Origin of the sequence: Actinopolyspora mzabensis, from assembly GCF_900101095.1 — a bacterium.
Taxonomy (GTDB): Bacteria; Actinomycetota; Actinomycetes; order Mycobacteriales; family Pseudonocardiaceae; genus Actinopolyspora; species Actinopolyspora mzabensis.
Genome location: NZ_FNFM01000005.1, coordinates 355,808 through 369,349 on the forward strand (window position 1 = coordinate 355,808; position 13,542 = coordinate 369,349).

General features: G+C 67.4%; 10 protein-coding genes. 7 read left to right on the forward strand and 3 right to left on the reverse strand.

The features are described from left to right. Positions 1 to 17: 17 nt before the first annotated feature. From BLR41_RS10640 to BLR41_RS10665, 6 genes are all read left to right on the forward strand, one after another. On the forward strand, positions 18 to 578 hold the full coding sequence (locus tag BLR41_RS10640; protein WP_092627845.1) for an NADH-quinone oxidoreductase subunit J: 561 nt from the start codon (positions 18 to 20) through the stop codon (positions 576 to 578). Beyond that, a complete protein-coding gene (locus BLR41_RS10645; protein ID WP_092627846.1) occupies positions 575 to 877 on the forward strand; it encodes an NADH-quinone oxidoreductase subunit NuoK in 303 nt (100 codons plus the stop codon). Before BLR41_RS10640 ends, BLR41_RS10645 begins: the two co-directional genes overlap by 4 nt. A 4-nt stretch (positions 878 to 881) precedes the next feature. After that, positions 882 to 2,750 (forward strand): NADH-quinone oxidoreductase subunit 5 family protein, encoded by a 1,869-nt coding sequence (locus tag BLR41_RS10650; protein WP_092627847.1) that lies wholly within the window; start codon positions 882 to 884, stop codon positions 2,748 to 2,750. 2 nt (positions 2,751 to 2,752) lie between these two features. Next, on the forward strand, positions 2,753 to 4,258 hold the full coding sequence (locus BLR41_RS10655; RefSeq protein WP_092627848.1) for an NADH-quinone oxidoreductase subunit M: 1,506 nt from the start codon (positions 2,753 to 2,755) through the stop codon (positions 4,256 to 4,258). Continuing rightward, positions 4,255 to 5,670, forward strand: coding sequence for an NADH-quinone oxidoreductase subunit N (locus BLR41_RS10660; protein WP_092627849.1), 1,416 nt, complete (start codon positions 4,255 to 4,257; stop codon positions 5,668 to 5,670). The genes BLR41_RS10655 and BLR41_RS10660 overlap by 4 nt, the downstream gene beginning before the upstream one ends. 432 nt (positions 5,671 to 6,102) lie before the next feature. Next, positions 6,103 to 6,333, forward strand: a complete 231-nt coding sequence (locus BLR41_RS10665) for an SHOCT domain-containing protein (RefSeq protein WP_092627850.1) — start codon at positions 6,103 to 6,105, stop codon at positions 6,331 to 6,333. Between the two features lie 242 nt (positions 6,334 to 6,575). On the opposite strand, the gene BLR41_RS10670 is transcribed toward BLR41_RS10665, so the two are convergent. After that, complete coding sequence (locus BLR41_RS10670; protein ID WP_143013045.1) at positions 6,576 to 7,241, reverse strand: hypothetical protein; 666 nt, start codon at positions 7,239 to 7,241, stop codon at positions 6,576 to 6,578. A 307-nt stretch (positions 7,242 to 7,548) separates the two neighbouring features. Between BLR41_RS10670 and BLR41_RS10675 the strand changes: the two genes are divergently transcribed. Beyond that, positions 7,549 to 7,983 (forward strand): SRPBCC family protein, encoded by a 435-nt coding sequence (locus BLR41_RS10675; protein WP_092627852.1) that lies wholly within the window; start codon positions 7,549 to 7,551, stop codon positions 7,981 to 7,983. A gap of 72 nt (positions 7,984 to 8,055) precedes the next feature. Here BLR41_RS10675 and BLR41_RS10680 read toward each other — a convergent pair whose 3' ends face one another. Together BLR41_RS10680 and BLR41_RS10685 are read right to left on the reverse strand one after the other, a co-directional pair. Continuing rightward, positions 8,056 to 10,485, reverse strand: coding sequence for a right-handed parallel beta-helix repeat-containing protein (locus tag BLR41_RS10680; protein ID WP_092627853.1), 2,430 nt, complete (start codon positions 10,483 to 10,485; stop codon positions 8,056 to 8,058). 110 nt (positions 10,486 to 10,595) lie between these two features. Further along, complete coding sequence (locus BLR41_RS10685; RefSeq protein ID WP_143013046.1) at positions 10,596 to 13,475, reverse strand: AAA family ATPase; 2,880 nt, start codon at positions 13,473 to 13,475, stop codon at positions 10,596 to 10,598. Between the last annotated feature and the right edge of the window lie 67 nt (positions 13,476 to 13,542).

A 13,542-nucleotide genomic window follows, 5' to 3' on the forward strand; every position in this document is an offset into this window, starting at 1 on the left:
GACAAGAGGGGGACACGATGCTGACGGCGGTGCTGTTCTGGTTGTTCGGAGTGTCAGCCGTCGTGTTCGGCTTCCTGGTGTTTCGCTTGGACTCGATGGCGCGCGTGACCTTCGCCCTGCTCGCTTCTTTCGTGTTCGTCGCCTGCGAGGTGCTGCTGCTCGGATTGAGTTACCTCGGTGTGGTCATCGTGCTCATGATGGTCATGGAGATGGTGATCATGGCCGTGTTCATGATCATGTACATGATGAACCCGGCTGGATTGATGCCGATGGCCATGTATCACAACAAGCCGGGTGCGATGTCCGTTTCGCTGGGTACGTTCGTCGTGCTGGCGACAGGGACTTTCCTCGTCGACTGGCCCGAATCGCGAGGCAGCCGGCCGTCGGATACGACGAAGGCTCTGGGGGAGTCCCTGATGGGACCGCAGATGCTGACGATGATGGTGCTCGGGCTCGTGCTGTTCGCCACCATCGTGGCCACCGTTGTGCTGGCTACGCACCGGGGGCGCTACGACCGCTTCGGCGACGATCTGCGCGCGCGTCCCGACGATCCCGTGCCGGGCGGTGTGCGCCGATGAACCTAGAGCTTTTCCTGCTGCTCGGCTCGGGTCTGCTGGCCATCGGGTTGTATGGCGCGCTGTCGCAGCAGTCCGTGGTGATGTTGATGATGGGCTTGGAGCTCATGTTCAACGGGCTCATCGTCGCGGCGGCCGCGTTCTGGTACTACGTCGCTCCGGTGGCCGAGGGGCAGGTGCTCATCGTCGTGCTCATGGTGGTGATGGCCGTGGAAATGGCGGTCGGATTCGCGGTGGTCACGGCGATCTTCCGGGCTCGGGACGTCGACATGACCGATATGGCCGCCGATCTCAGGGAGTAGTGGCATGAGCCCGTTGTTGTGGTCGCTGATCGCCGTGCCGCTCGGTTCCGGGGGGCTCCTGGCTTGTTCCGGTAGTCGCGGCGACCGGTACGCCACGGCCGTGGGGACAGCCGTGATGGCGGTTACCCTGATCACCGGGGTTTCCGTGGTAGTCGCTAGGCCCGAAGCATCGTTTCCGTTTTTCGCCGGTATGGGGCTCTCGCTGATGGTGGACGGTCTCTCGGCGATTCTCATCGTGACTGTAGTCGCGATTACCTCGGTGGTGTTGTTGTACGCCGTCTCCGAGCTCGGTGCCCGGGAATCGCGTGCTCGGTTCACCGGGCTGATGTTGCTGTTCGCCGGAGCGATGTTGACGACTGTCACCGCCTCCAACCTCCCCACCCTGCTGATGGGATGGGAGGTCATGGGGGCCGCGAGCTGGGCGTTGATCGGTTTCTGGTGGCGTGATTCGGAAAGAAGCGTCTCGGCAAACATCGCCTTCTTGACCACCCGCGCCGCTGACCTCGGGCTGTACCTGGCGGCGGGGGCCGCATTGGCCGGTGGAAGCGGTTCGCTGGCGTTGGGCACGTTGCCGGACGTTTCACAGGGGTGGTTGGAACTGGTCACAGCCGGGATCGTGGTCGCGGCCCTGGGCAAGTCCGCGCAGCTACCGTTCCACTTCTGGCTCTCCCGCGCGATGTCGGGACCGAGCGCGGTTTCGGCGTTGCTGCACTCCGCGACCATGGTCGCGGCGGGCGGCTATCTGCTGTTGCGCTCGGAAGCGTTGCTGGCGGCCTCCGGATGGGGTGAGCCGGTCGTGGCGTGGACGGGCGTGTTCACCGCGTTCGTGCTCGGGCTGGTCGCCGTCGCGCAGCGCGACCTCAAGCAGTTGCTGGCCGCGTCCACCTCGGCGCAGCTCGGGTTCGTGGTACTCGCGGCGGGTGTCGGCAGTCTGACCGGCGGTACTGTCCAACTGGTCGCCCACGCGGCCACCAAGTCCGCGTTGTTCCTGGTGGCTGGCGCGTGGTTGATCGCACTGGGGACCAAGGATCTCCGCGAGTTGCGCGGTGCCGCCCGCCGATACCGTGGAATCGGAGTCGCGTTCACGCTCGCCGCCGCGAGCCTGGCTGGAATACCGCCGTTGTCGTTGTGGGTGGCCAAGGACGAAGTTCTAGCCGCAGCCCTGGCGCAGGCACCGGCCCTGTACGCGGTGGGAACCGTAGCCGCGTTGCTCAGCACCGTCTACACCGTCAAGGCCGCCCTACTGGTTTGGCGCCCTGCCCCCGATCGCGCCGAGGTCACCTTGGACCGTGAGCGAGTCGGTACTCGGCGGGTGTCGCCGCTCGCCGAATCCGCCTCCTGGGTGCTGGCCGGTGGCGCTGCTCTGCTGGGAGTCCTCGGGATCCCCTCGCTGGCGCACTCCTTGGACGTGTTCCTCGGGCCGGAAGCCGATCCCTCTCCCGCACTGTGGCAGTTGGTGGTTTCGACTGTGGCCACCTTGCTCGTCGCGGGGTCGGTCCGCTGGTGGGCTGAGTGGAGGATTCCTACGCCGCTCCTCGGATACCGGGGGTGGCAGGAGTGGTTGGGTGTCGAGGGGGCGGTGAGGATACTGCTGGTCCGGCCGGTGCTGGTGGCGGCACGTACCCTGGCCGCGTTCGACGACCGGGTGCTCGATCGGCTCGTGTCGGCCGTTCCCGTAGCGGCCCTGTGGCTCGCTCGGCTGGTCGGCCGGCGCGTTGAGTCGTGGTTGGACGGATCGATCGGTGCGTTGACCGGTGGAGTGGGCCTGCTGGGCTCCCTCGCTCGGCGCCCCCAAACCGGTCAGTTGCACCAGTACTACGTCCAAGCCGTTGTGGCGCTCGCACTGCTGGCTGTCCTCGTCGTCCTGGGGTGAACGTGCTCTCTCTGATCGTGTTCCTGCCGTTGGTGGCTGCTGCCGCACTCGCCCCGGTGCCCGCTCGTCTCGGTGACCGGGTGTTCACCTGGAGCTGGGGGGCCGCGGCCGCGGCGGATCTCGCCCTGGTGGTGGCGATGTGGATCGGGTTCGACGCCGACGGCGGGATCTCCTACGAACAACGATTGCGTTGGATGCCCAGCGTCGGCATCGACTACCACGTCGGCATCGATGGCCTTGCCCTGCCCCTGGTGGCGGTCACGGCCGTTCTGTTCCTCGCGTGCGCGATCTATTCACAGCGGCGCCTCCGGCGTGCCAAACCGTTCGTACTGCTCTTCCTGTGCCTGCAAACGGTGAGTCTGGGACTGTTCACGGCGCTGGACCTGATCCTGTTCTTCGTCTACTTCGACCTGTCGATCGTGGGCATGTACTTCGTCATCGCGGCCTGGGGGCACGGAAACGCGAGAAAGTCGGCGCTGAAGTTCTTCCTGTACACCTTCGTGGGCTCCTTGGTGCTGCTGCTGGGATTCATCGGGCTGTACTTGGCGGCCGAACCGCACACGTTCGACATCGTCGAACTCGCACGAGCGAATCCGCTGGCCGGTCGCGAGACCTATGGCGCTGTCGTGTTGCTGGCCATCGGGCTCGGACTCGCGATCAAGACTCCGACCGTGCCGTTTCACACCTGGTTGCCACCCGCCCACACCGATGCCCCGGCCACGGGCTCGGTGATCCTCGCCGGTGTCCTGCTGAAGATGGGTACCTACGGCTTCGTCCGCATCGCTATGCCGTTGCTGCCGCAGTCCTGGCGTGAGTACGCCTGGATCGTAGTGATCGTCGGGGTGGTTTCCGTCCTCTACGGAGCGCTGGTGGCCCTTGCCCAGGAGGACTTCAAACGCATGATCGCCTACACCTCCGTCAATCACATGGGCTATGTCGTGCTTGCGGTCGGCGCGGCGGGGCTGATCGCCGAGGGTGATGAACAGGCTCGCTCGCTTGCGGTGACCGGGGCGGTCACGCAGATGGTCAGTCATGGTCTGTTGACCGGAGCGCTGTTCTTGATCGCCGGCGTGCTGTTCGATCGTCGTGCCAGCTACGACATGGGATCCTACTCCGGACTGGCCGGACGCGCCCCGGTACTCGCTGGCGCGACCGCCCTGGCCGCCTTCGGTTCGTTGGGACTGCCCGGGCTGTCCGGATTCGTCGCGGAGTTTCAGATCTTCACCGGAAGTCTCGCTTCGGCCTCGGTCCCCACCGCGCTGGCGTTGCTCGGAATTCTGATCACAGCCGGACTGCTGTTGCGGGCCTTCCACCGCATGTTCCTGGGTGCCGAACGACTGCCGGACACACCTGGAAGTGCCCGGCGCTTCGAGGACCTGCGATCGCGGGAGATCTTCTCCGTGCTGCCGTTGCTCGTGCTCGCCGTCGTGATCGGTTTGCTGCCACGATTCCTGCTCGACGTCGTCGAACCCTCCGTGACCAGTATGATCGGAGTGGTCGGTCGATGAACGCGAAGCTCACAGCGCTCGTCCCGGAACTCGCACTCGCCGCGGGCGCCGTTCTCGGACTGCTCGCGGGAAGTTGGTTGCCTCGGGCCAAGCAGTGGTCGGTAGGAGTACTCGCTGCGTTGGCCTGCGTCGTGGGACTCGTCGCGACCGCGTCCTCGTGGGGAGGCGTACCGGAAACGGTCTTCGGAGGAAGCTACGCGCTGGATGTCACCACACACACGAGCCGCCTCCTCGTGCTGTCGGGCACCGTGCTGGTCATCTGGTTGGCCGGGGAGTCGCTGGGAAACCACCCCCGGAAAGCTGAGTTCTACGTTCTGTCGCTGCTCGCCGCGCTGGGAACGATCGTACTGGCCGGTGCGACCGATCTGTTGCTGCTCGTCGCCGGTTATCTGCTCGCCTCGATCCCGCTGTACGCGTTGGCCGGGTTCCGCAAGGACGCGCCGGGTACGGAGGCGAGCCTGAAGTACTACCTCTTGGGCGCGTTGCTGGGGGTCACCATGCTCACCGGCGTGACCCTGCTGTACGGCGTGGGCAGGACCACCCGCTACGTGGTGCTGGTTCGGACGTTGCCCGAGGCTCCACACTCGATCGTCGCTGCCGGTACGGTGCTGCTGCTGGCCGGTCTGCTGTTCAAGATAGGCGCCGTACCCACGCATTTCTGGGTCCCGGACGTCACCGAAGGTGCTGCTGCGCCGGTGGCCGCGTTCGTGACGACCGTGCCCAAGGTCGGCGGCCTGGTAGCTGTCTACCGACTGGTGTCGGAAGTGGTTCCTCCCACTGTGAACTGGCCCTCGCTCATCGCGGTTCTGGCGAGCGCGTCCATGACGCTCGGCAATCTGGCGGCGTTCTTCCAGGAATCCGTCCGGCGGTTGCTCGCGTATTCGACGATCAGTCAGGTCGGCTACATCATGTTGGCCGTCACGGTCGCGACCCGCAGCGAGTTGGCGCTGCCTGCGTTGCTGTTCTACACGGGCGGCTACGTGGTGACCAATATCGCCGCGTTCGCCGTGGTCTCGGAATTCCCAGGGGCGACGCGCATCGCCGACTACCGGGGTATGGCCAGGAGTCATCCCGCATTGGCAGGAGTGCTGGTGCTGAGCCTGCTGGGGTTGGTGGGCACTCCTCCGACGGCCGTTTTCCTGGGCAAGCTCGAGGTGTTCAGTGCTGCCGTCGACGGGGGATACACTTGGTTGGCGGTTCTCGCGGTAGTCAACACCGTAATCAGTCTCTTCTACTATCTGCGGTGGATGGTTCCCGCCCTCCTCGCGGTACCGGGAGGCGAGCACGTTCCCCTGGTCCGCGCCGGGCGTTGGACGGCTGCATGCGCCTACACGGCCGCGTGCGGATCGCTCGGGCTGGGACTCGGGGGAGGGCTCGTTCTGCCCGGGCTGACCGGAACGGTGCTCCCGTGACCCGCACTGGCCAACCCTGCTGAACCGCGGGGCTCGCTGGTCGTGTACCACCGCGGACACAGTTTCCTCGTCGTGATCGAGCAGCCACTGCTCGACGCAGTTGCCACTGTCGTCATCGCCCCGTGGGGATGTCCCGGCTCGGAAGGTTGTTGCCCCTGGGTGTGGCCGGAGGGGGAGGGTCTTGCGGTGCCAGGATGAGAACCGCCAAGTCGTTCGCCCGGTGAACCGGAAGGACCCGTCCGGTGTCACACCGCAACGCTCCGCTGGCTGTCGAGGGCCTTAAAAGTCGGCCAGACCTCATACAGCTACTCGTGATCCGGCTGGAGGGCATCCTAGCCCACAGGGGTGCACACCCCGTCCCGCTCGGCGCATGATGGAAGTGCCGTGGAGCGCTGACGGGGTGTGCTCCGACCTGGTTTTGAGGGGGCGGTGATGGGTTACGGGGACATGATGGGGTGGATCTGGGTCTGGCCGGTTCTGCTCGTGATCGCGCTGCTGGTGTTCGCCTATCTCGCGATGCTGTTCATCGGACGTGGGCCGGTGCGGTGGAGTGGCGGGGACTCGTCCGAGCGCTCCTCGGCCCGCAGGATTCTCGATGAGCGGTTCGCGCGCGGTGACATAGACGAGGAGGAGTATCGTCGCCGCCGCGACGAGCTCGGGTGATGCTTCTTACCGGGGATGCCGTACCGGTAGTGACCGGCTGCGGCCCGGAACGTCGCCCGGCATGACTGGAGGCCGGGCCGGGATGCCTGAAAGCATGCTGGGCCCGGCCCGCCGTACGTGGTTCTCCGCGACCGGTGATTCGTCACCGAGGCTGTGCCCCATGACGAGTCCGGACAGCCACACCGGCCGCCCTTCCGCGGTGGTGTCCGATTTCCGGTTCACGGGGCACGCTCCTCGGGGCGTCAACCGTGCTGGTGGGAGTGCTCGTCTTCGTGTGCTGTCGAGGGCGTCGGGGAGGTGGAGGCCGACCCCGTGGCGGGAGCGGGTGGTGCTGGCTCGTGGTGCTCACTCGTCCCGTGCCGTGGTGTTTCGCCCTTGGAATCCTGGTGGTGTCCGGTTTCCGAACCGTGGTGGCCGCCGGATCCGTGATGGCCACCGCTCATCGCCGTCAGCACCGCCACCGAGGTCGCCGCGAGTACGACGAGTCCTCCGGTGCTCACACCGCCGATGTAGCGACCACGAGTTTCCGGAGTGCCGCGCGTACCCGCCAACGCGCCGAGAGCGCCCACGACGGCGATCACCTCGAGCAGCACCGTCAGAGTGCCGGACAAACCTACCGGCTCCGCCACGCCCACCGCGGGGCCTATCGGTTGGCCGAGCGTACGCGTCACGGCCCACGCGCCGATGAGAACAGCCTGCATTGCCACGCCTATTCCGAGCAGAGCGCGGTTGCCACGAAGCAGAGCGGTGATTCCCCACCCGAGCTGCGCGATCGCGGCGAGGACGAACTGCAGACCGTAACCCCACCACGAGCTCCAGTGATCGACGGCAACAGTGGCGTGTACCGCGGCCGCTCCGATACTGGCCAGTGCGGCTATCATCTGGGCAGCCGCTACTCGAGTGCGCATGTTTCTCCTGGTTACTCCGAACGGGTGAAGACGTGATTTTGTCGAGTGAAAACGAACGGAGTCAACAGCTGGTCGGCCACAGTTATCGACTCCGGTTTTCTCGCAGGCCTGTAGGCTCGCCAGCGCGCGAGAGCCGCACGGTCCGGCTGCTATGTTCTTTGCCCTCCCGCGAAGCCCCGATCCGGACATGACCGACAAGCCCCCGGGGGTGCCTTCCTCCGCTCGACGAGGGATGCGCCGTTAGGAATCCGAATGAAACGAGAGGGCCGCCACTGTCGGCTCGTCGCTCGGGAATTAGGGTTACCGGATGGTAGGACGCCAGGTGTCGGCGACCAGGACGGTCGCGACCACACCGGACAGGATCTTCGAGCTGCTCACCGATCCGGCCCAGCACTCGCTGCTCGACGGTTCGGGCACGGTGCTGCAGGCGCAGCAGGGTGGACCCCAGCGGCTCGAGCTCGGCTCGAAGTTCGGCATGGACATGAAGATGGGCGCCTCGTACAAGATCCTGAACACGGTGGTGGAGTTCGAGCAGGACCGCCTGATCGCGTGGCGGCACTTCAACGGTCACCGCTGGCGCTGGCGGCTTCGCCCGGTCGAGGACCGTACCGAGGTGACCGAGACCTTCGACTGGTCGACCGCGCGGATTCCACTGCTGATCTCGTTGAGCCCGTTCCCCCGGCGGAACAGAGCCGCCATCGAGAAGTCGTTGCACCGCCTCGGGGAGCTTTTCCCGGGCTGAGCCGTTCCCGGTCCGAGGCGGTGTTGCCTTCGAACTCTCGTGACCGCGGTAGTTCGAGCCAACTCGCCCGACTCACCCCGGCACGCCTTCCCGGACGGCCTCGACGTCCTCTGCCAGCAACCGGGTCAGATCGGCGGTGGAGGTGTCCGGCGAGACCGACAATCGCGAGGCCTGGTGGTCGACCATCCGCTCGAAGGTCTTGCGCGCGGTCCGGCCGTTGCCGAAAGTGCCGTCCTTGGGCAGTTTCTCGAAGTGCTCCTCCAGCGCTTCGGCGGCGCTCTCGTCGAGCTGGTAGTCGTGCACGGCACACTGCTGGCGCACGATCGTGACCAGTTCCTCGGCGGTGTAGTTGGTGAACTCGATGGTCCGGCTGAAACGGGACTCCAACCCGGGGTTAGTGGCCATGAACTCGCGCATCTCCGCGGAGTAGCCCGCCGCGATCACCACCACCTCGTCCCTGTGGTCCTCCATCAGCTTGACCAGGGTGTCCACTGCTTCCTTGCCGAAGTCCGGGCCGGATCCGCCGGAGGAGGAGCTCAGCGTGTACGCCTCGTCGACGAAGAGCACCCCGCCCAGCGCCTTGTTGAACTCCTCGGTGGTCTTGATCGCGGTGCCGCCGACGATGTCGGCGACCAGGTCGGCGCGTGAGACCTCGACCAGGTGTCCGGAGGCGAGCACGCCCAGCTCGGCCAGCACCGCGCCGTAGAGCCGAGCCACGGTGGTCTTGCCGGTACCGGGCGCTCCGGCGAAGACCAGGTGCCTGCTCATCGGTGGCGCCGACAGCCCGGCCTCCTGGCGTCGCTTGGCCATCTTGTTCAGGTTCACCAGCGTGGTGACGTCGTGCTTGACGCCCTCCAGCCCCACCAGCGAGGTCAGCTCCCGCATCGGCTTGCTCTGCTCGGTGCCCGCCTCGGCAGTGCCGCTCCCGGGGCCGGCGACCTCGGCGGTATTCCCGCTGGCGCGGGAGTCGGAGCTCTCGTTCGCGAGGCCGTACGCGTCCGGGAAACCGTTTCCGGTGCTGGTGAACCCCTCCACTGTCAACGCCTCCGAAGGAACGGTGCGCCGCAGGCCCGCACCACGGTTGTCGGTGGCCGTGCAGTCGCGCAGCACCACGGTCTCCGTCGAGCGCACGCTGATGCCGTCGGCCTCGTTCTCGGCGAACTCCGATTCGGACACCTCGGCGCGTGCGGAGGGCTCGACACGCACTCCGCACGCCCGCCCGGAGCGAGCCCGGCAGCGGTGCAGGCGGATCACGCCCCGATCCCCGATGTACATTCCCTCGTTTCCGGCACGGTGGACGTCGCACCCGGCGAACGTGGCGTCCGCCGCACGTAGCACCACCACCCCGGAGCCGCTCGTGTCCCGCACGCTGCACCCGTTGACCGTCGCCGTCCCCTCGTCGGCGAGGAGCACGCCCACGTCACCGGCCCGCTCGATCTCGACGTTGTCCAGCCGGGCCTTCGCCCCCTTGGTGATCTCCACGGCCGCTCCCGTGGAGCCGGTGACCCGCAGCCGTCGCGCCGAAGGAGTGGCGCCGTTCGTGGCGCTCAGTCCCGTCCCCTGGCACTCGGTCACGGTGAGCCGCTCGAATTCGGTGTTCGATTCCGCCTCGACCAGGACCCCCGTGCCGCGCACCCTCGTGATCGTGCAGTCGCGGACGATTCCGGCCGACCCCTCGGTGATCCGGATGCCGTGGTGGTTGCTGTGTTCGACGGTGCACCGCTCCAGTGCGATGTGGCCGGTGGAGGCGATAAGCAGTCCGTCCGCCTCGGCCCCCTCGACGGAACAATCGGTGAGCTCCACGCTCGAGCCGGTGGCGAGATAACAGCCGACGCCACGACTGTCGCGCACCGCCAGCCCGGTCAGCGTGGCCGAGGCCTGCTCCTCGACGGCCAGCCCGGGCTTGCGCGCGCCGACGATCGTGATGTCCTCGCCGTCGATGTGCCCGCTGCCGTTCAGGCACAGTCCGTTGCCCGCCGCCTGTTCGACGGTGCACGAGCGCAGCGTGAGCGCCCCGTGCTCGGCGGCCACGATCCCCGACGTCCCGGGTTCGGGGAAGGTGCATCCCTCGATCGAGCTTCCGGCGGAGGAGGTGACCACGACTCCGGCGCCCTCGGAGTTGCGCACCGAGCAGTCGCGCATCGTCAGGCTGCCCACTCCGTGGCCGTGGACCGCTGTCCAGCCGGTCGCCTCGATCCGGCACTCGGTGAGCGTCAACCGGTCCGACCCGGCCACGGCCACGGGAGCGTCGGGGTCGGTGGAGCGCAGGGTCAGTCCGCTGAGTTTCGTCGGTGTGTCGGCCGAGATCACCGGTCCCCGCGCGGAGCTGATCTCGACGGTGTCCGGCCCGTCCTCGGCGACGATCGTGACCGGCCTGCGCGGCGCCAGATTCGCCACGTACTGCCCTGGTGCGACGTGCACCGTTGCTCCTTCGGGCGCCGAGTCCACGGCTTCGGCGATCGAGGAGTGGCAGCCGGGAGCGTCCGGCGAGACGATGATCATCAGCTCTCCTGTTGGCTGAATCCCGGTGGTCGCACCGGGTTTGGTGGGCGGTGTCCTTCTCGTGCCGAGACGTCGGGTGTGCGGCACGACTCGTTCTCGTGGCACCGCGATCAGGCGGGCATGAGTCGGCCCTCCAGCCGTGCGGTGGCCAACTCCACGCGGGAACGGCAGCCGGTTCGGGTGAACAGTTTGGTCAGGTGGCTCTCCACCGTCTTCTCGCTGGCCTGTACCGCCACCGCGATCTGGCGGTTGGTGTAGCCGTCGCTGACCAGTTCGATGATCCGGTTCTCGGTGTTCGACAGCGGTTCCCGCGGGCCGCGCGAGCGCGTCAACGCGATACCGCGGCTGCGCATCAGTTCGCTGAAGACCCCGCGTCCGTACGAGGAGCCGAACTGTTTGACCAGGTCGTAGCCTTCGTGCAACCACGACCGCGGCTCGTCGAGCAGCCTGCCCATCGCGGCGCAGCCACGGGCGACCCGATGGTTGTCCCCGCGCCGCTTGGCCGACTCGATTCCCTCGCGCAGTGGAGCAGGGTCCGCCTCCACCATCCCCCGCGCGAGCAGCGCGGCCTCCCTGGCCGAGGCGGTGCGGGCACGGGTCTCGAAGGCTTCCAGCTGTTCGAGCAACCGCTCGGCGCCCTCCTGGTCACCGAGCCGCACGCTGTAGTCGATCAACCGTTCCAGCAGCCGTTCCAGACCCGCCGTGCTGCCCCGGTCGCGGTGGTGCAGGTACTCCCGCCACCCTTCCGCGACCGCCTCGGCGGTGTGACCTCGGCGGTGTCGCAGACCACAGTGCACCCAGGCGAGGAGGTGGCCGCAGGCGAACCGGCGCGGTACCCGGGCCAACCAGTTCTCCGCTCGCCGGAAGTGGCCGCGGGCCGCACAGATCTCCGCCGCCATCACCCGCGTCAGGTGCAACGCCAGGGATCCTCGGGGGTGCGACCGGTCGGCCTCCAGCGAACGGGCCACCGACAGCGCCTCGTCCCACTCGCCGGCGTGGTAGGCGCGCAGCACCCGCTGGTAGGCGTGGGCGGAGCCGCGGCGGCCACCGCCGTTGCGGTGCCCGAGAATCAGTTCCAGCGCCGTGGCGTGGTCGAGCATGCTTCCCGCGTCGCGCAGCCGCTCGATGTCGGGGGCCTCTCGCCCCGATGGGTGACGCCGTTGCCACCGCCAGAGAGCCCGCAGAAACTGCTCGTGCTCGCCCTCCAGCGCTTGGAGCAGCAGCACTACTTCCTCGAAAGCGATCACCGGCCGTGCCGTTTCCCGCTCAGCGGGGAAGGTCTCGACCAGAGTGTCGAGTGTGCTCACCGCCTCGCGCACTCGCCCGCGGAACAGCGCGGAGAAGAGCCCGCGCATCTGTTCGCTGCTGCCGTCCCGCGTGCTCACCAGGTCGAACAACCGTGTCGAGTCGTGGATCCCGACCGTGTGGCCCTCGTGCAGCTGCACCAGGAACCAGCAGACCGCGAGCTCGGTCAACAACAGCTCGTCGTCGTGCCCGTACGGGCCGGTTTTCGTCGAGTCGCCCTCGTGGTGCAGTGCTTCCAGCAGCGCGGGCAGCACGGTACCGAGATCGTCGGCCAGCTCCCTGAAATGCCCTCGGGACAGCTGCAGCCGTGTCATCGCTTCCAGCGATCCCGGCAACCGCGAGTCCGAGGCACGCATCCGGTGCACCGCCGCGCGGTAGCGCTCGGCGGCCCCCTCCGGATCGGTTTCCACGGTGCTGTTCGCCTCGTGGAGCAGAATCTCCAGAGCGTGTTCACCGCCGAAATCCGGACCCGCCTCGACGAGGTGGTGTGCCAGCGCCGAGTGGTCCACCACGCCCCCGCGTTCGCGGCGGTCGAGCATGTGCCGGACCAGCGCACCGTGCACGGCCCGCCAAGACCGCGTCCCCTCGCGGCCCAGCGCCGTTCCCAGCGCTGGTACCTGCAGTCGCAGTCGACCGTGGTCCTCGTGCAGCACCTCGTCGCGCACCAGCCGGTCCAGCAATCGACCGCAGGCGTGCAGCTCGACGTCGGCTACTTCGGCGAGCATCGGCAGGTCGTTCACATCCAGCTCACCGAGCACCGCGACGCTCCACGCGATCCGACCGCCCTCGGGGCCGCACTCGTGCACCAGGCGCAGCAGCTCGTGGTCCTCGGGAAGGGCGATCGGTTCCCGGGGCGAGCGCAGGCACAGGTGTTCGTCGATCACCGTGAGACGGTCCTCGCGGCGGAGTGCTCGCACGACCGAGCGCATCGTCGCCGGATTGCCGAACAGCGGTCCCAGCGTGGTACGCAACGCCTCGATCGTGCTCGGGTCGACGGCCGCCTGTCCACCGGTCCAGCGCGTCAGCAGCGCCGCGACGTCTTCGTCCGACAGGGGAGGGAGATCCAGCACGGCGTCGGCGAGGTCCACCAGTTGTTCGTGGGATCCCCGTGAGGAGCTGCGGAGCGTGGCCAGCACCACTCCACCCGTGGCCCGGAATCCCTGGGCCAGCGCCGAGAGCGCGAAGGCCGACTCCCGGTCCCCGTGGTCGACGTCCTCGATCACCAACACGGTGCGTTTCCCGCGGGTCAGTCGCGTCAACGCGCGGGTCAGCTCGTGGACCAGGGGAAGCGGGGTGAAGTCTCCGATGTCCGTCCTCGGCGGACGCAGCCGCGCCGCCGCCGCGACCGTCTCCAGAAGTTCGGGATCGTGGTGGTCGTCCACTCGGCCGCGCACGGTCTCCAGCAGCGCGTCGAACATTCGCGGTGCCGGAACGGCGGCCGAAACCGAGAGCACTCGCACGTCGTCTCGGATCCAGTTCCTCGCGGCGACATCGAGCAGTGCGCTCTTTCCCGAGCCGTTAGGTCCACGTACGACGAGCAACGCACCGGCCCCGTCGGAGGCGTGCACGGTGCTGTTGAGTCGGGCCCACTGCTCGTCTCGGCCGAGGAAGGGTGTGCGCTCGCGAACCATTCGCCTTTCTTCCTGGTGTTGGGGGTGTGCGGCCTCGGTTTTCGGAAGGGCCACGCCCACACCTCGTTGTTATCGAGGATGTGAATGTCACACCAGCGTTGCTAATCATGTTGCCCTAGAT

What these genes read in the sequence shown, in the direction of transcription:
- BLR41_RS10650 (WP_092627847.1), top strand. Translation starts at nt 882, where the DNA reads ATGAGCCCGTTGTTGTGGTCGCTGATCGCCGTGCCGCTCGGTTCCGGG.
- BLR41_RS10680 (WP_092627853.1), bottom strand. Translation starts at nt 10,485, where the DNA reads ATGATCATCGTCTCGCCGGACGCTCCCGGCTGCCACTCCTCGATCGCC.
- BLR41_RS10670 (WP_143013045.1), bottom strand. Translation starts at nt 7,241, where the DNA reads ATGCGCACTCGAGTAGCGGCTGCCCAGATGATAGCCGCACTGGCCAGT.
- BLR41_RS10675 (WP_092627852.1), top strand. Translation starts at nt 7,549, where the DNA reads ATGGTAGGACGCCAGGTGTCGGCGACCAGGACGGTCGCGACCACACCG.
- BLR41_RS10645 (WP_092627846.1), top strand. Translation starts at nt 575, where the DNA reads ATGAACCTAGAGCTTTTCCTGCTGCTCGGCTCGGGTCTGCTGGCCATC.
- BLR41_RS10640 (WP_092627845.1), top strand. Translation starts at nt 18, where the DNA reads ATGCTGACGGCGGTGCTGTTCTGGTTGTTCGGAGTGTCAGCCGTCGTG.
- BLR41_RS10665 (WP_092627850.1), top strand. Translation starts at nt 6,103, where the DNA reads ATGGGTTACGGGGACATGATGGGGTGGATCTGGGTCTGGCCGGTTCTG.
- BLR41_RS10660 (WP_092627849.1), top strand. Translation starts at nt 4,255, where the DNA reads ATGAACGCGAAGCTCACAGCGCTCGTCCCGGAACTCGCACTCGCCGCG.